This window comes from Bradyrhizobium archetypum (genome assembly GCF_013114835.1).
Classification (GTDB): Bacteria; Pseudomonadota; Alphaproteobacteria; order Rhizobiales; family Xanthobacteraceae; genus Bradyrhizobium; species Bradyrhizobium archetypum.
This window is the reverse complement of sequence record NZ_JAAVLW010000004.1, coordinates 444,363-461,384: the sequence shown is the minus strand read 5'-3', so window position 1 is coordinate 461,384 and position 17,022 is coordinate 444,363. Positions and strand designations below refer to the sequence as shown.

Sequence of the window (17,022 nt, the reverse complement as noted above, 5' to 3'; positions counted from 1 at the left end):
GAACGGTATCAGGACTCACTTCGAACTGGTACCGGTCGTCTTCCTGGCCTGCTCGACATATTTGTTGGTCCAGGTCTTGGTCACGTCGATATTGGCTTTCGCGACCTCGGGCGAGCCCTCGCTGAACACGGCGAGCACGGCCTCGGCTCCCTTGGGATCCATCTTGCCGGTTTCCGAATACATCGGGATCGTGTTCTTCAGCGCGGCAAGATAGAGCTCCTTGTCCTTGCCGACCATTCCCTCGGGCATCTTGGCCATGATCTCTTCCGGCGAGTGCGAGTGAATCCAGGCGAGCGTGTTGACGATCGCATTGGTGAGCGCTTGCACTTCCTTTTCGTGCGAATTGATCCACGCCGTCGTGGTGTACAGCGCTCCGCCCGGATATTCGCCGCCGAATACGGCCAGCGTGTCCTTCTGCGTGCGGGTGTCGGCCAGTATCTTCAAATCCGGATGGCTGCCCTGCAGGACGGTGACGGACGGATCGAGCATTACGGCGGCGTCGATCTGGCCCTGCTGCATCGCGGCCACCGCGGTCGCGCCAAGGCCGACGCCGATCACCGCGGCGCTGGTCGGATCGAGGCCGTTCTTCTTCAACAGATACTTAAGGAAGAAATCGGTCGATGAGCCCGGCGCGCTGACGCCGACCTTCTTGCCGGCCAAATCCTTGACCGACTTGATCTCCGAGGTCCGCGACGGCGAGACCACCAGCACCAGGCCGGGATAGCGGTCGTAGATGACAAAGGACTGCAGCTCCTGCTTCTTGGCGGCCAGATTAACGCAATGGTCGAAATAGCCCGACACCACATCTGCGCTGCCGCCGAGCACGGCTTTCAGCGCATCCGAGCCGCCCTTGAGGTCGACCAATTCGACGGCCACGCCCGCCTTTTCATACTCGCCGAGCTGTTTTGCCAGCACGGTCGGCAGATAACACAGGCAGGCGCCGCCCCCGACCGCGATGGTGACCTTGCTTTGTGCTGTGGCAACACCGGTCGTGAGCGCCAGCGCCAGCAGCGAAGCGGCCAGCCGGCCGAACAGTTTCTTCATTGGGTTCCTCCATTGTTGGCTGGCAAGATAGAGCAGTGCCGAGGTGTTGAGAAGCTTGCACCGTCATCCCGGGGGCGGCGACAGCGAACCCGGGATCTCGAGATTCCGGGTTCGCCTCTTCGAGGCGCCCCGGAATGACGGCATCCAACATCTACCCCCTGCCCTCCGCCGCGGCCGGCCGCCATACCAAGAGCCGGCGTTCGACCAGCGTCACGCCCATGTCGATCAGGATGACGAAGGCGGACAGCACGAACATGCCGGCGAAGACGCCGGCGACGTCGAACACGCCTTCGGCCTGCTGGATCAGGTAGCCGAGCCCGGCGGCGGATCCGAGATATTCGCCGACGACGGCGCCGACCACCGCGAAGCCGACCGAGGTGTGCAGCGAGGAGAACATCCACGACAGCGCCGACGGCCAGTAGACGTGCCGCATCAACTGCCGCTCGTTCATGCCGAGCATGCGGCCATTGTCGAGCACGGTGTTGGAGACCTCCTTGACGCCCTGATAGACGTTGAAGAACACGATGAAGAACACCAGCGTCACGCCGAGCGCGACCTTGGACCAGATGCCGAGCCCGAGCCACAGCGTGAAGATCGGCGCCAGCACCACGCGCGGCAGCGCGTTGACCATTTTGACATAGGGATCGAACACTGCGGCGACGCGCGGCTGGCGCGCGAACCAGAAGCCGACCAGCACGCCGCCGATCGAGCCGATCACGAAGGCGAGGATGGATTCCCACAGCGTGATGATGAGGTGTTTCCAGATTACCCCGCTCGAAAACCATTTGACGATTTGGCTGCCGACATCGACCGGGTTGGAAAAGAAGAACGGCGGCAGCAGGATTTTTCCGAACACCGGCACGGTCGCAAAGAACTGCCACAGCGCCAGCGCGACGACGGCGACCAGCAACTGCGAGAGAAGGAGCATCGGACGCGACATCAGCCAGCTCCCACAGCTTGGGTGGATTGCACATAGCCCTTCATCACTTCGTCCTTCAGCACGCCCCAGATCTCCCGGTGCAATTCATGAAAGTCCTTCTCCATGCGGACTTCCGAAATGTCGCGCGGGCGCGGCAGTTTTACTCGCCAGTCGCCGATGATGCGCGCCGATGGACCGGCCGACATGATCACGACGCGGTCGGCCAGCGCGATCGCCTCTTCGAGGTCGTGGGTGACGAACAGCACAGCCTTGCGGTCGGCGTTCCAGAGTTCGAGCAACAGATTGCCCATGATCTGCCGGGTCTGGGCATCGAGCGGGCCGAACGGCTCATCCATCAGGAGAATTTTTGGATCACGTATCAAAACCTGCGCCAGGCCGACGCGCTTGCGCTGGCCGCCCGAGAGCATGTGCGGATAGCGGTTGGCAAAGGCGCCGAGGCCGACGGAGGTGAGCCAGCCGTGTGCGCGCTGCAACGCCTGCTCGCGCGGTGCGCCCTTGATCTCGAGCCCGATGGCGACGTTGTCGATCGCGGTCTTCCACGGAAACAGCGCGTCGGCCTGAAACAGGTAGCCGGCATCACGGTTCGACCCCGTCAGCGGCTGGTCGAAGATCTTCACCGACCCGGCCGCAGGCTTCAGAAGCCCGGCCGCGACGTTGAGCAGCGTCGATTTTCCGCATCCCGTCGGGCCGACAATGGCGACGAATTCGCCATGCGCCACCGATAGATTGGCCTTTTCCACGGCCGTATAGACGCGATCCCCGGCGACGCGAAACGCCACCGTTGCACTATCAAGCGCGACCGCCATGGGCTGTGCGGTATCTGCCATGTTTCTCCCCAAGTCTTTGGAGGGATGCCTTAGCGGGTAAGAAGGATAAGTTCAACGCGGCGTCATGACGTGGTAGTTGATGTTCACCCTCCCCTGGAGGGTAGGGCTATCGCATATGGCAGTTGGAGGTTGCCGGATGAGCTCGGCCTGCATGGTTCGAGACGCCCGCTTTGGCGGGCTCCTCACCATGAGGGTCTAATATCTCGCCGCAAAACGCGACCTCATCCTGAGGGCCCGCCATAGGCGGGCGTCTCGAAGGATGGTCGCAGGCGAGCTGCACACCACGTTTTTCTTCATATGCGATAGCCCTACCCCTCCAGGGGAGGGTGAAGGATTTGAGACCGCATGAACCCTCCCCTGATCACCTATGCCGATGTCAGCAAGACGTTTGACGGCGGCCGCGTCGTGGCCGTCGACAATGTTTCGCTCGACGTTGCCGAGGGTGAATTCCTCGCCATTGTCGGCGGCTCGGGCTCGGGCAAAACCACGCTGCTGCGGCTGGCCAACCGGCTGATCGAGATGGACTCCGGCTCGATCACGGTCGAGGGCGAGGATGTGCGCAGCGTCGATCCGATCTCGCTGCGGCGGCGGATCGGTTATGTCTTTCAGAGCGGCGGCCTGTTTCCGCATCTGACCGTCGCCGGCAATATCGGCATTACGCCGAAACTTCTGGGCACGCCGGCCACCGAAATTTCCGCGCGGGTTGATGAGCTGCTCGACCTGGTCAGGCTCGACCGCGCGCAATATCGCGACCGGCTGCCGCATGAACTCTCCGGCGGCCAGCGCCAGCGCGTCGGCGTGGCGCGGGCGCTAGCCGCAAAGCCGCGCATCGTGCTGATGGACGAGCCGTTCGGCGCGCTCGACCCCTTGACCCGCGATGCGCTGGGCGATGATTTTCGCGAGCTGCACAAGAAGCTCGGCCTGACCACGGTCATGATCACCCATGACATGACGGAAGCGATCCTGCTCGCCGACCGCATCGCGGTGATGGGCGCCGGGCGGCTACTGGCGCAGGGCACGCCATCGAAACTTTCCGAAAGCGACCACGCTTACGTCGGTGAGCTCATGCGCACGCCGCGCCGGCAGGCCGAGCGGCTCGGCGCCCTGCTGCCGCGGGATGGTGCGGCATGAGCATCTTCACTGATCCACGCTGGGCGGAAGCATGGGGCCACCTGCCCGACTATCTCGGCAGCCATGTCCGTGTCAGCGTTGCCGCGCTGGCGCTCGGGCTACTCGTCAGCCTGCCGCTTGCGATTCTGTCGCGCCATCGTCCGGTGCTGCGCGGGGCGCTGCTCGGGCTCGCCAGTATCGTGCAGACGGTGCCGGGGCTGGCATTGCTCGCGCTGTTCTATCCGCTGCTCCTGGCGCTCGCGGCGCTGTCGTTGTCATGGTTCGGCGCAGGCTTTTCGGCGTTCGGATTCTTGCCCGCGGTGCTGGCGCTTGCGCTCTATTCGATGCTGCCGGTGCTGCGCAATACGATCACCGGGCTGCACGGCGTCGACGCCGCGATCCTGGAGGCGGCGCAGGGCGTCGGCATGACGCCGCGGCAATCGCTGTTCACAGTCGAACTGCCGCTGGCGCTGCCGGTGATGATGGCGGGCATCCGCACCGCGGCGGTCTGGGTGATCGGCACCGCGACGCTGTCGACGCCGATCGGCCAGACCAGCCTCGGCAATTACATTTTTGCAGGCCTGCAGACCCAGAACTGGGTGTTCGTGCTGTTCGGCTGCGTTGCCGCTGCGGTACTGGCGCTTGCCGTCGATCAACTGCTCGCGCTGATCGAACGCGGCCTGCACAACCGCAGCCGCCTGCGCGCGGCGCTTGGCGGCATCGGCATCGTGGCGCTCGTCGCGGCCACGCTGGTGCCGACCATGATGCGCTCGCAGACCAGCTACATCGTCGGTGCCAAGACCTTTACCGAGCAATACGTGCTGTCGGCATTGATGGCGCAGCGTCTCAAGGCGGCGGGCCTCTCCGCGACGACCCGCGAGGGCCTCGGCTCCAACGTGATCTTCGAGGCGCTGGCGGCAGGCGATATCGACGTCTATGTCGACTATTCCGGCACGCTGTGGGCCAACCAGTTCCACCGCACCGACATCAGGCCGCGTCAGGAGCTGGTGGCCGAGCTGACGACGATGCTGGCAAAGCAGAACATCACGCTGCTCGGCGAACTCGGCTTCGAGAACGCCTATGCGCTGGTGATGCCGCGCAAGCGCGCCGAGCAACTGGGCATCCGCACCATCGCCGATCTCGCCCCGCGCGCAGCGAACCTGTCGATCGCCGGCGATTATGAATTCTTCTCGCGGCCCGAATGGACCGCGCTGCGCAGGGTCTATGGCCTGTCGTTCCGCGGGCAGCGGCAGATGCAGCCCGACTTCATGTATGCGGCAGTCGCCTCCGGCGAAGTCGACGTCATCGCCGGCTACACCAGCGACGGGCTGATCGCGAAATATGATCTGGTTGCCCTCAACGACATCAGGCGCGCGATCCCGCCTTATGATGCGATGGTGCTGCTGGCGCCGAAGCGCGCCAACGACGAGACCTTGCGCAAGGCGCTGACGCCGCTCGTCGGCAAGATCGACATCGCCACCATGCGCGAGGCAAACTTGCGCGCGGCCGGCAACGACGCGACGAGCTCGCGAGATGCAGTGGCGCAGTGGCTGTGGGAGAAGGTGGGGAAGAAGTGACATTGCGGCGGCCTCTCCCCCGTCATTGCGAGGAGCGACAGCGACGAAGCAATCCATGTCCCCGCCTGCAGTGAGATGGATTGCTTCGCTTCGCTCGCAATGACGGGATGGGCCGTCGGCACACGTTCGATAACGTCACGCCTCAAAGCCCCTTGATCATCCCCGCATCGATCAGAAGCCGGTTGAACCGCCGAGCCTCCGCCCCTTTCTTGCACGCATAGAACGTTCCCTTGCAGCGGAGCATGATGCTCTTCTGTTCGGCAAATGTCGGATCGAGCGGCAGGCCGGCGGCTTCCTGCAGCACGAGCGGGATATAGGCCGCATCCAGCGTTTCGAGCGCCGACGACAGGTCGCGTGGCTGGTAGTTGATGCCGTCGATGGCATAGTAAGTCGAGTAATAGCGCGGATCGGCGGTCATCAGCCTTTTCGCCAGCGAGGCTTGGTCGATCCCGGGCTCAAGCAGCTTCTGCGAGATGGCCGGCTGGTGATCGCCGAAACGCAAGACCAGAAATGACTGATCCGGATAGTCGCGCTTCAGCCGCTCGGTAAATTCGCGGTAGTCATTCGCCGTCACGGTCTGGCGACGAATGTATTCGTCGGTCTCCGCTGTATTTCCCAGCGGGGTCCAGTTCGGCGTCAGATCTGGCCGGTAGACGCTCCACCAGGGAAAATGATTGGCCGTAAGGTAGACGAACATGAAGACCGGCGACTGCTGCGGCTGCTCGCGCGCAAACACCTTCAATGCCTGATCGAAATAGAACTTGTCCGGCTGCATGTCCTCGTTCACGCCCATGTCCGCCATGTCGATGAACTGCTCGACGCCGGTGCCCTTCTGGAAGGCGCGCGCGCTGAGGAAATCGCCATAGGTCGGATAGAGCGAGACGGTTTTGTAGCCGCAGCGTTGCAGCGCCTGCGGCAGCCCGCGCGTCACCCGGCCGGCGGCGATCCGCGTGACGTAGAATTTCAGATCGCCGAACGAGCGCGCCGACAGGCCGGTCAGCACGTTGAACTCGGTGTACCAGGTCGGACCGCCGGTCGATTCCGCGATCATGGTGCGCTGCTTGCCGTCGATCGATTTGAAGTAGTCGGTGTATCCCGCCGGCACCTTGATATCAGGCGCCGAGGTGACGTCGAAGCTCGATTCGTCGAGCAGCAGGATAATGTGCGGCCGCTTGACCGTGGTGTCGCAGCCCTCGCCTGCTGGCAGCGCAGGCAGGCCGGCAGCGCGGGCGTCCCGCGCAAGGCTGAGCGGGCCGTTCGCCGGCGGATCGGCTTCGATCCATCCCGTCGACGCCAGCCGCGACACCGCCACTACGCCGGAGCGCGCCAAATTGGAGATATGGTTGACGCCCTGGAACGGCTCCCACGCCTGCTCGGGGAAAGCGACCGCTATCGTCGCAATCAATGCGGCCGTCGCAGCCACCCCCGTCAGCGCAAAGCGGCGGCGCACCCGGAACGGATCGAAGCGCCAGAGCGCCCACAACAGCGGTATCGCAACCAAGCCCGCAATCAGCAATTGCATCTGCAGCCGCGGGAACACCGAGAGCAGAAACGAGAAGGTGTCGCGGTCAATGATCAGGAAGTCGAGGAACGTAAGCGTGAGCTGCAGGATGCCGAACTTGAACCGCGACAGCTCGATCAGGATCACGATGAGGGCCAGCGCCAGCGCGGCGCAGACGCCGGGCCGCTGCAGCACGACCAGCAAAAAGCAGTTCACGAAGACCCACGCCAGCACGGCTAGCGTAATTGCAAACGGCCCGTATTCGCTGGTCAGGAGGACTGCCAGCCCCGCCAGATGGACGGCGGCGACGAGGCTGGCGAGGGCAAAGAACCGGACGCCGCGCGTTCTAGCGTGGACGCTTGCGCTCATTCCGGATCCCGCAACGGCTGACATAACGCTCCTCAGAGCCCTTTAATGAAACCTGCCTCGATCAATAACCGATTGAACCTGCGCACTTCAGCACCGTCCTTGCAGGCGTAGAATACACCTTTGCAGCGGAGCATGATGTTCTTTTGCTCCTCGAACGAGGGATCGAGCGGAATGCCGGCGGCTTCCTGGATCACCAGCGGCAAATAGGGCGCGTCGATCGTATCCATGACGGCGGAGCTCTTCACTGGCTCGAAGTTGATGGCATCGATCGCGTAGTAGGTGGTGAAGTAGCGCGGGTCGTAGGTGTTGAACTTGCGGGCGAGCTTGGCCTCATCCAGGCCGGGATCCAGCAAGTTCGACGAGAACTCCGGCTGATGATCGCCATAGCGGACGATCAGGAACGGCTGCGCCGGGAATTTCTTCTTCAGGCTGGCGACGAATGCCGCGTAGTCGCCGGCGCTCATGGTCTGGCGGCGCAGATATTCGTCGACCACCGGCTCGTTGCCAGGCTTGCGCCAGGACGGTAGCAAGTCCGGGCGGAATTTGGTTTCCCAGGGGAAGTGATTGGCGGCGAGATAGACGAAAGTGAAGAGCGGCACATTGACCGGTTGCTCGGCGATCAGCTTGACGGCCTTGTCGTAGAAGAAGCTGTCCGGCTCGATCCCCTTCGCGCCGAGCGCGCGCGCATCATAGAAGTGCTGGATCCCCGTGGAGGTCTGGAAGCCACGAGCGCCCATGAAGGCGCCGTAGGCCGGATAGAGCGAGATCGTGTTATAGCCGCAGCGGCGCAGCGCCAGCGGCAGGCCGCGCTCCACCCTGCCCGACGCTATGCGGGTGACGAAATAGGAGAAGCGGCCGAACGACCGCGACGACAGCCCGGCCAGCACGTTGTACTCGGCCATCCAGCTGGCGCCGCCGCTGCTCTCCGTCATGAACTTGCGCTCGCGGCCGTCAAAGGACTTGAAATGGCTGCCATAGCCCGCCGGCACCTTGACGCCCGCGGCCTGACGGATGTCGAAGCTCGACTCGTCATGGATCATGATGATGTGCGGACGGCGGCCGGCGACATGGCAGGAATCGACCAGCGGCACCTTCAACCGCTCGGCGGTCGTGGCTTCCGATTCCATGAAGCCGTAATTGACGAAGTCCGAAACCGCCGTGACGCCCGAACGGGCAAATTTGGAGAGATAGCCGTCGGCGTAATAGCCGCGCCAGGCTTCATCGGGCCAGGCGATGGAATGGCCAGCCAGACCTGCGAGACAGGCGAGCAAGCCGGCAGCGGCCGGCAGGCGGCGGATGCGGAACGGATCGAGCCACCACAGCGCATACATCAGCGGCAGGATGACGAGGGCAGCGCCGACCACGCTCCAGCGCAAATTCGGAAAGATCGTAAACAGAAACGCCGCGCTATCGCGGTCGATCACCATCAGGTCGACGAAGTTCGCGGTCATCTGCACGACGTCGTGCTTGAGCCGCGATAACAGCACGAGCAGCACGACCAGCGTCAGCGACAGCGCGCCAGACAGCGCCGGGCGCCGCAGCAACGCAATAAAGAAGAAGTTCAGGATTCCCCACGCCAGGGCAAAGCCCATGCGGCCGCCGAAATCGGTTTCAGTCTGCAGCAGGATCGCCAGCGCCGCCATGTGCGGCGCAGCAACGGCCGACAGCCGCCAGAAACCGATGGCGGCCAGACCGGCGGCAAGGGTGGTAGCGGAAGGCCCAGGATTTGGCGCGGGCGCCATGGAAGGAACGCAACATGACCCGGCGCAATGCAAAGCCTTGGCTGGTGACGACCAGGAGACGCACGACCCATCCGGAACCTGGCGCCGTGTCACAAAAACGTAGTGGAATCGTCATGAACGCGCAATGAATTTGCCCTTGCGCGAACGATGCAGGGTAAATACGGGGCACGCGTCGGAGTGTTCACCGTCATTCCGGGGCGCAAAGCGAACTATGGGGCGCCCTTGCGCCCTGAGAATCTCGAGATTCCGGGTCTGCTCCTTCGGACCGTCCCGGAATGACGGAGCAAGTCAGCGGCGTTTCGCAATCCCCTCGATGAAGAGATCGAGGATTGCCTCGGCCGTCTGCTCGGCCTCGGGGGCGGCCAGGCCCCAGCGTGGAAAATGGCCATCGATATTCATCCGGGCAAAACCATAGACCAGCGCGCGCCCGGCGATCTGGATCTGCTTGAGGTCCGCTGGTCGCAATTGGCCCGCCACAAAGGCTTCGGCAAGCGTTTGCTCGGTCAGCGCGATCAGTTCGGCATTGTCGCTTGAGATGGCAGCCGCCCTGTCGTGATCGAACAGGCGGCGGCTGGAAATGACCTCGAAATGGGTCGGATTACGCATCGCCCAGCGCAGGTAAGCAAGCCCAAGGCAGCGAAACCGGCCGAGCGGATCGCCGGCCGGCGCGCCGGCCAGCGCTGCCTCGATCTCGGCGCGGAATCGCCGCTGCGCCTCCTCCGCCACCGCCTGCATCAGGGCGTCGCGGCTCGGAAAATGCCGGAACGGCGCCCCCGGCGATACGCCGGCGCGGCGGGCTGCCTCGCGGACACTGACCGCGTCCGCCCCGCCCTCGCCGACCAACTGCAGCGCCGCCTCGACCAGGACGCGCCGAAGGTCGCCATGGTGATAGGGTTTTGGCGCAGGTGCGCGGGCGGCGCGCCGGCGCGGACGGACGACGGCCGATTTGCCGGCGGAGGATTTGACTGAGCGGCGCATACCCTCTCCTAGCATCACTACCTTGTGAATGTAAGCGCCGATTACACCAGTTGACCCGACGGGGTACCACGTATGTAACTGGTGATTACATTACACCGCACCGTCCGCGTCATTGCGAGCGCAGCCATCAGGGGGACAAAACATGCCGACACATCAAAAATGGTTCGAGGGCTGGCGGCTGTTTGCCCTGCTCTCGCTGACGCTGCTTGGCTTAAGCCTCTGGATCGCCGGCATGCGGGGCTTCGAGGTCGAGGACGTGCGGATGGTGATCCGCTTCACCGCGCGGACCTCGTTGTTGCTGTTCTGCCTCGCCTTCGCCGCGGCTGCGCTGGCGCTGCTATGGCCAAACGCATGGACGCGATGGCTGCGCCGCAACCGCCGCTATCTCGGCGTCAGCTTTGCGGCCTCGCACGCTATCCATGCCGTCGCCATCCTGGCCTTCGCCGTGATGGACCCGATCGGCTATGCGGCGGCGACCTCGATTGCGTCCTATATCTTCGGCGGTATCGGCTACGCCTTCATCATCGCCCTGACCGCGACCTCGTTCGACCGCACCGCGGCTGCTGTCGGCGCGCGCGCCTGGCGCTGGCTGCATCTCGCAGGCGGCTATTACCTCCTGTTCCAGTTCATGGTGTCGTTCGGCAAGCGAATCCCCGACATGCCGCTCTATGCGCTGTTCCTGATTCCGCTTCTGGCCGTGTTCGCGCTGCGAATGATCGCGATGGCGCTGCGTGCGCAGGTGCCGCTACGTGCGTAGTGATCTAGTCGCCCGCCAGCAAATGGTATTTCCGTCCAAGCCGGCGGTGCACCGACATGACGGCGCGGTCGACGTCGCTGATCAGGCTGTCGCCGAGAACGACGTTGGGAATTTCCCAGTTACGACCTGCGCGGATGTTGGGAAGCGCGCGCACGGCGGGGACGGACGCCGTTTCGCATCCCGGTTGGCTGCGAAGCGCCGCGTCGGCGATTTGCGTCAGCTCGGTTCTGCTCTTTCCTGTTGTCACTGCTGGCCGATGCTTTTGCTCACGCCTGCGGCATCAGGCCGAGGCGCTTGGCGATGATCCGGTCGAGCATGCGCTTGGGCAAAATCGCCGCCATGAACTGCCGCATCGGATCGGGCGCGATCATGTAGCGGACCTGGGGATTCGGCAGCGTCAGGGCCTCGAACACCTTCTCGGCGATCATCGCGGGCGGCAATCCGGTCTCGCCAAGCTGCAGCATAAAGGCTCGGATTTTCTCCAGCGCCGGAAAATACGGCGAGTTCTTGTAGGCGGAAATATCGACCTCCTCGGCCTTGCTCCAGATCGGCGTCTTCACCGCGCCCGGCGCAATGATGATGACGTCGATTCCGAACAGCATCAATTCGCGGCGCAGGCTCTCCGACAGCCCCTCGATCGCGTGCTTGGAGGCGGAATAGGCCGAGGTCATCGGATTGCCGTTCCTGCCGGCGACCGAGGACATCATGACAATCCGCCCCCTCGGTCCCTTCAGGTGCGGATCGGAGCCGAGCAGCGGCCCGAACGCCTGGGTCGCGATAACAGGGCCGATGAAATTGACCTCCATCTGGCGGCGAAACTCGTCGGCCGCAAGCTCCAGCACCGGGCCCGAGACCGCAACTCCGGCATTGTTGACGAGGCCGGCTAGCGTTTCGCCATTGAGGGCGCCCCGGACCTCGCGCGCGGCGGCCAGCACCGCCGCCTCGTCGGTGACGTCGAACATCAATGGCGTGAAGTTCGCCCCGAACTCAGTTTTGAGACGCTCGGCATCGGCCTGCTTGCGCACGCTGCCGAACACGCGGAAGCCGCGGTCGAGCAAGAGCTTCGCACAGGCGAAGCCGATGCCAGTGGACGCGCCGGTGATGACAACAGATCTCATGACCCAAGCCCTTGTGAGAGGTTTAATGAAGTTCGTCGTGAAGGAATGCTTAAGCGCTAGCTCCGCGCGCTTCCTCCGCGGGTGTGCCCAGCCTTGACGGCATCTTGTTCGGCAGATTGCTTTTCGATTTGTTCCGGGAACGGTTTGGTGAGGATAGCAGCCGGACCGGGATACCGGAAGCGGCGGCAAACGGCCGATCCGGCTCGACATGGCGGATTTATCGCAAGAAATCGCGACATGCGCCGCCGGAGCGTTGGTAAAGCAATTCGGAACGCGGCGTATGTAATGCGCGGCGTGCTCTCACGCCGGCATCTCCGCAGCGTCCGCGGTGAGCTGGCTTGCCCGTTTCGGATGCAGCCGTTCTGTATCTCGACCGGCTCGCGCCTTTAACGCCGTGTAAGGCTCGGCTCGTCATTGTGCGCCCCACCCCTTCAACAACCAACAGGCTGCCCACAATGGTGCAACAGCCGGCGCACTCGATCATTGCCGAACTTGAAGACGCTGTCAGGGGCGGTTCATCCGCCAAGCGGGTGGAAACCCTGCGGCAGGTCACCGATCTCTTTCTCCACGACGGCGAACGCCTCAGCGACGACCAGGTCAAGGTCTTCGATGACGTGCTCTGCCTCCTGATCGCGCGCGTCGAAACGCGGGCCAAGGCCGAGCTGTCCAAGCGGCTGGCGCCGTTCGACTACGCGCCGTTCGAGGTGATCCAGCATCTCGCCTGGGACGACGAGATCGAGGTCGCCGGCAATGTGCTGACCCATTCCAGCCGGCTCGGGACCGACGTTCTGGTCGAGATCGCCAGCAGCAAGGGACAGGATCACCTGCTCGCGATTTCCGGCCGGGCCAGCCTGCCTGCCGCCTTGACAGATGTCATTGTCGATCGCGGCGAAGGCCCGGTGATCCGAAAGCTCGCCAACAATGCCGGCGCGCAGTTTTCCGAGGAGGGTTATTCCAACATCGTCGCCCGCGCCTCGGCCGACGACGAACTGGTTGAAATTCTCGGCCTGCGCAGCGATCTGCCGCCGAACTGCATGCGTGATCTCTTGCGCCGCGCCAAGCAGGCGGTCCGCGCCCGCCTGCTTGCCATCGCGCCGCCCGCGCTCCAGGAAGAGATCAAGCAGGTTCTCAACACGATCGCGCGCGAAACGCCGCCACCGAGCCGCAGCTTCGGCGTCGCCGAACAGCTGGTGAAGCTGATGAAGGGCTTGAACGAGCTGGACGACGCGGCGGTGTACAAGTTCGCGGAATCCAAGAAGTTCGACGAAGTGACCGTCGCGCTCGCGGTCCTCAACGATATGCCGGTCGAGATGACGGCCAAGCTGATGGAGGGCCCTCGCGCCGACCTGATCCTGATTCCCTGCCGCGCGGCGCGGCTGAACTGGCCAACGGTCGAGTCGATCCTGCGCAACCGGCCGGTGCATCCCATCAACGAGCAGACGCTGGAAATCGCGCAACGCGATTTCCGCAAGCTGTCGATGGAGACGGCGCAGCGCACCGTGCGCTTCTGGCAGTTGCACAACAAAATCGAGAAGGAGCCGATCATCCGGACGAACTGAGCGGCGCGGACTCATTAGCACGCAGCCAAATTCGGATTGATGCGAGCTTGATGAACGCCAGATAGTTGGCTGCGAGCTTGTCATATCGTGTCGCGATACGCCGACATTGCTTAATCTTGTTGAAGAACCGTAACGCATGATTCGAGGCTCCAGTTTCGGAGCTTGAGTCACGTGCCCGACCGTATCGCCAACCTGGCACGGCCGTAGCGGGCCGCTATGCTCTGAATTCACTTCCACTTTCAGCGGAATAACGGACATGGCCGGACCCGCTGCCGGCTTGGCCCGGTCGCGAATGTGCACGTAGCAGACATTCAGGCAGTGTCGGCTAATTACCCCGAGCGGAATTTGGATCTCAGCACTGAGCGTCGAAATATGATCAATAGAGAACGTTGCTCGACAACGAGCTTGCGCGCTTTTCCGCGCCGAGCATGCCAACGTTCAGCCTCTGTCCGGGTCGCCGATGAACCAGGCCGCCGGCCGATCACGCCGCGTCCAGCGCGCGATCCAACCAGCCGTCCCCGCCGCCTCTAACCCATTCAAAGCCGAGCCGCCGGGTCAGATCGACACCCTCGGGGCGGAGCATCCGCACGTCCGGGTGCTCGAAACTGTCCGGCATCAGACAGAATCCGATGCCAGCCGCCACCATCGCGAGCGCCCGCGCGTCGCTGTCGGTCTGTGCGACAACGCGCGGCCGCACCTTCCACGCGTCGAGAACCCGGGATGCCGACTGCAATTGCTCGCAGTGCACGCGCACGATCAAAGGTTGGCCCGCCAATATTTCCGGGGACACCGGCCCGCGGGGAAATGCGCGGGCGGAAACGGCCAGTGCCTGCCGGTCTGCCGCCAGCTCCAGTTGCCGGTGGCCGCGCGTCGCCAATCCCAGCGCGGTCAGGATGACATCGTAGCGGCCGTTGGCGAGCCGCTCTTGCAGTTTGGCAAGCGGCGCATCCTCGGTGCGCCATGACCGTCCAGGCTCCAGTGCTTGCAACCGACCGATGCATTGAGTCACGAAGGGCGGCGAAATCGTCGGCAGGAGTCCAAGCCGCAGCGGCCGGCCCGAGGGCTTGCCGCCGGACGCAGCCTTGAGCCGTTCGGCATGGCGCAAAATCGAGCGCGAGGTCTCCAGCACCTCTTCGCCCCTTGGGGTGAGTCTGACACCGCGCGCATGGCGCTCCAGCAAGGCGAAGCCCAGCTCGGCCTCGAGGGACGCGATCGCTGCCGACAGCGTCGGCTGCGTGACAAACGCCCGCCGCGCGCCGTCGCTGAAGCTGCCCGCTTCAGCGACGGCCACGAAATACCTGATCTGCTTGAGATCCATCCATACAAGATATCTATGGCTCGGTATCGGAGCAATCGGGATTGCCTAAGCCTCTGCCGAGCCCGAGCATGACGTTTCGTCAAGCTGCCGCGAGAGCCCGATGGATCATCCGAAACTGAAGACATCCGATGCGATCCGTGACCTTGTCGAACGGGTCACCTATGCCCCCGGCTATACCAAGGCCGTCGGCACGAAGGTCGAGAGTGCGGAAGCGGGCTATGTCGTGATGGCGCTCGTGAAGGACGACAATCTCCTGCAGGCCAACGGCTTCTTTCATGGCGGCGTCATCGCCGGGCTGGCGGACCATGCTGCCGGCGGCGCGGTGACCACGGCGATGCAGCCCGGCCGGTTTGCGGTAACGGTCAGCCTCAACGTCAGCTTCCTCGCCCCGGCGAAGGGAGAGAAGCTGATCGCCCGCGCCCGCGCAATCCAGGTCGGCGGAACGATCGGCGTGGCGCATGTCGACGTGGCGTCGCTCGCCGACGGGATGGAGACGCCATGCGCGGTGGCGATCGTGACGCTTCGCGGCGTCGATTTCCCGGCCAAATAAAAGCCACGCCAGGCTGGAGAGTGTGCTTTGCGCGGCGATGCGAGGCTTGGTGATCCGGCACATGAAGTGCTCGGAATGGCGAAGATCGATTGCTGGTCTGCTAGCTAGCGAATCTGGACCTCGTTTGAGGAACGAGAATGCACATTCAGCAACCGAGCTTTGACTCGGTAAATGCTCATCTTTCTGTCGCTAGTGTAATTGTTGAACTGCTTCGCACCCAAGATGTGCATGAAGCATCAGCCCTTCGTTTCGGCGCTGGCGCATTTCAATCGGCGGGCTGAAGAATGTGCTTGAAGCAGCAATCCTTCAAGGAAATGGCGAGACCGCTTGCGTGATCTCGCCGGATAGTGGCGGGCAAGACTTAAGATTTGGTGTTTCAATACCGGCCCCTCATTCTGAGGAGCGGCGTCTTTCGCCGCGCCTCGAAGGATGAAGGCCCGTCTGTGGCCTCATGGTTCGCCCGGCGATGCGGAGCATCGTCCGGAGACGGCGCTTGCGCGCCTGCTCACCATGCATGACGGCCCGACACTCAGTTCTTGCTCTTGTCGACCAGCGCGCCCTTCTTGATCCACGGCATCATGTCGCGAAGCTTGGCGCCGACTTCCTCGATCGGATGCTGGGCGAGCTTGGCGCGGGTCGCTTTGAACGAGGTCTGGTTGACCTTGTTCTCCAGCATCCAGTCGCGGGCGAACTTGCCGGACTGGATGTCGTTGAGCACCCGCTTCATCTCCTTCTTGGTCTCGTCGGTGACGATCCGCGGGCCGGTGACGTATTCGCCGTACTCGGCGGTGTTGGAGATCGAGTAGTTCATGTTGGCGATGCCGCCTTCGTAGATCAGGTCGACGATCAGTTTCACCTCATGCAGGCATTCGAAATAGGCCATCTCGGGAGCGTAGCCGGCTTCGACCAGCGTCTCGTAGCCGCCCTTGATCAGCTCGACCAGCCCGCCGCAGAGCACCACCTGCTCGCCGAACAGGTCGGTCTCGCACTCTTCCTTGAAGGTGGTCTCGATGATGCCGGCGCGGCCGCCGCCGATCGCGGAAGCGTAGGAGAGGCCGAGGTCGTGGGCGTTGCCGGAGACATCCTTGGCGATCGCGATCAGGCAGGGCACGCCGCCGCCGCGCTGGTATTCGGAACGGACGGTGTGGCCGGGGCCCTTCGGGGCGATCATCAGCACGTCGAGGTCGGCGCGCGGATCGAGCAGGTTGAAATGGACGTTGAGGCCGTGGGCGAACACCAGCGCCGCGCCGTTCTTCATGTTGTCGTGCAGGTGCTCGCGGTAGATGTCGCCCTGCAGCTCGTCGGGGGTGAGCATCATCACGAGGTCGGCCCATTTGGCGGCCTCGGCGACTTCCAGCACCTTGAAGCCGGCGGCTTCCGCCTTCTTGGCCGAGGCCGAACCCTTGCGCAGCGCAATCGCCACTTCCTTGACGCCGGAATCCTTCAGGTTCAGCGCATGGGCGTGGCCCTGGCTGCCGTAGCCGACGATGGCGACCTTCTTGCCCTTGATCAGGTTCAGGTCGGCATCACGATCGTAATAAACACGCATGGTCGTTTCCTCAATCGATGGCCAAAATAGGCCGGTTAATCAGGCATTTGGGGGAATAGGACCGCCGGTCGCCCGCGAATTTC

Annotated in this window: 15 protein-coding genes; 5 read left to right on the top strand and 10 right to left on the bottom strand. The window is 63.5% G+C overall.

What is annotated here, in order from left to right; genetic code table 11:
* Window positions 1–15: 15 nt before the first annotated feature.
* From HCN50_RS14930 to HCN50_RS14920, 3 genes are all read right to left on the bottom strand, one after another.
* On the bottom strand, window positions 16–1,044 hold the full coding sequence (locus HCN50_RS14930; protein ID WP_171710414.1) for an ABC transporter substrate-binding protein: 1,029 nt from the start codon (window positions 1,042–1,044) through the stop codon (window positions 16–18).
* Between the two features lie 151 nt (window positions 1,045–1,195).
* Entirely contained in the window at window positions 1,196–1,984 is a 789-nt protein-coding gene (locus HCN50_RS14925) for an ABC transporter permease (protein WP_171710413.1), read from the bottom strand.
* Complete coding sequence (locus HCN50_RS14920) at window positions 1,984–2,811, bottom strand: ABC transporter ATP-binding protein (protein ID WP_171710412.1); 828 nt, start codon at window positions 2,809–2,811, stop codon at window positions 1,984–1,986. Before HCN50_RS14920 ends, HCN50_RS14925 begins: the two co-directional genes overlap by 1 nt.
* 345 nt (window positions 2,812–3,156) lie before the next feature.
* Between HCN50_RS14920 and HCN50_RS14915 the strand changes: the two genes are divergently transcribed.
* Together HCN50_RS14915 and HCN50_RS14910 are read left to right on the top strand one after the other, a co-directional pair.
* Window positions 3,157–3,942, top strand: a complete 786-nt coding sequence (locus HCN50_RS14915) for an ATP-binding cassette domain-containing protein (protein ID WP_171710411.1) — start codon at window positions 3,157–3,159, stop codon at window positions 3,940–3,942.
* Window positions 3,939–5,498, top strand: coding sequence for a glycine betaine ABC transporter substrate-binding protein (locus tag HCN50_RS14910; RefSeq protein ID WP_171710410.1), 1,560 nt, complete (start codon window positions 3,939–3,941; stop codon window positions 5,496–5,498). The genes HCN50_RS14915 and HCN50_RS14910 overlap by 4 nt, the downstream gene beginning before the upstream one ends.
* Window positions 5,499–5,640: 142 nt before the next feature.
* On the opposite strand, the gene HCN50_RS14905 is transcribed toward HCN50_RS14910, so the two are convergent.
* The 3 genes from HCN50_RS14905 to HCN50_RS14895 all read right to left on the bottom strand — a co-directional run bounded on the left by HCN50_RS14905 (window position 5,641) and on the right by HCN50_RS14895 (window position 10,088).
* The gene (locus HCN50_RS14905; RefSeq protein WP_235976974.1) at window positions 5,641–7,368 is read right to left on the bottom strand and encodes a sulfatase-like hydrolase/transferase; all 1,728 of its coding nucleotides are present in this window, start codon (window positions 7,366–7,368) and stop codon (window positions 5,641–5,643) included.
* 32 nt (window positions 7,369–7,400) lie between these two features.
* Window positions 7,401–9,110 (bottom strand): sulfatase-like hydrolase/transferase, encoded by a 1,710-nt coding sequence (locus HCN50_RS14900; RefSeq protein WP_171710408.1) that lies wholly within the window; start codon window positions 9,108–9,110, stop codon window positions 7,401–7,403.
* Between the two features lie 288 nt (window positions 9,111–9,398).
* Entirely contained in the window at window positions 9,399–10,088 is a 690-nt protein-coding gene (locus HCN50_RS14895) for a TetR/AcrR family transcriptional regulator (protein ID WP_171710407.1), read from the bottom strand.
* A 142-nt stretch (window positions 10,089–10,230) separates the two neighbouring features.
* Here HCN50_RS14895 and HCN50_RS14890 point away from each other — a divergent pair, with 142 nt between their 5' ends.
* A complete protein-coding gene (locus HCN50_RS14890; protein WP_171710406.1) occupies window positions 10,231–10,845 on the top strand; it encodes a hypothetical protein in 615 nt (204 codons plus the stop codon).
* A gap of 4 nt (window positions 10,846–10,849) precedes the next feature.
* Here HCN50_RS14890 and HCN50_RS14885 read toward each other — a convergent pair whose 3' ends face one another.
* Both HCN50_RS14885 and HCN50_RS14880 read right to left on the bottom strand, forming a co-directional pair.
* The gene (locus HCN50_RS14885) at window positions 10,850–10,999 is read right to left on the bottom strand and encodes a hypothetical protein (protein WP_311968047.1); all 150 of its coding nucleotides are present in this window, start codon (window positions 10,997–10,999) and stop codon (window positions 10,850–10,852) included.
* A gap of 112 nt (window positions 11,000–11,111) precedes the next feature.
* Entirely contained in the window at window positions 11,112–11,963 is an 852-nt protein-coding gene (locus tag HCN50_RS14880; RefSeq protein WP_171710404.1) for an SDR family oxidoreductase, read from the bottom strand.
* A 455-nt stretch (window positions 11,964–12,418) separates the two neighbouring features.
* Between HCN50_RS14880 and HCN50_RS14875 the strand changes: the two genes are divergently transcribed.
* Entirely contained in the window at window positions 12,419–13,522 is a 1,104-nt protein-coding gene (locus HCN50_RS14875; RefSeq protein WP_171710403.1) for a DUF2336 domain-containing protein, read from the top strand.
* Window positions 13,523–14,003: 481 nt separating this feature from the next.
* Here the strand turns inward: HCN50_RS14875 and HCN50_RS14865 are convergent, their stop codons facing one another.
* A complete protein-coding gene (locus HCN50_RS14865) occupies window positions 14,004–14,840 on the bottom strand; it encodes a LysR family transcriptional regulator (protein ID WP_171710402.1) in 837 nt (278 codons plus the stop codon).
* A gap of 100 nt (window positions 14,841–14,940) precedes the next feature.
* Between HCN50_RS14865 and HCN50_RS14860 the strand changes: the two genes are divergently transcribed.
* The gene (locus HCN50_RS14860) at window positions 14,941–15,390 is read left to right on the top strand and encodes a PaaI family thioesterase (protein ID WP_171710401.1); all 450 of its coding nucleotides are present in this window, start codon (window positions 14,941–14,943) and stop codon (window positions 15,388–15,390) included.
* Window positions 15,391–15,919: 529 nt separating this feature from the next.
* On the opposite strand, the gene ilvC is transcribed toward HCN50_RS14860, so the two are convergent.
* Window positions 15,920–16,939, bottom strand: a complete 1,020-nt coding sequence (gene ilvC / locus HCN50_RS14855; RefSeq protein WP_171710400.1) for a ketol-acid reductoisomerase — start codon at window positions 16,937–16,939, stop codon at window positions 15,920–15,922.
* Window positions 16,940–17,022: the final 83 nt, after the last annotated feature.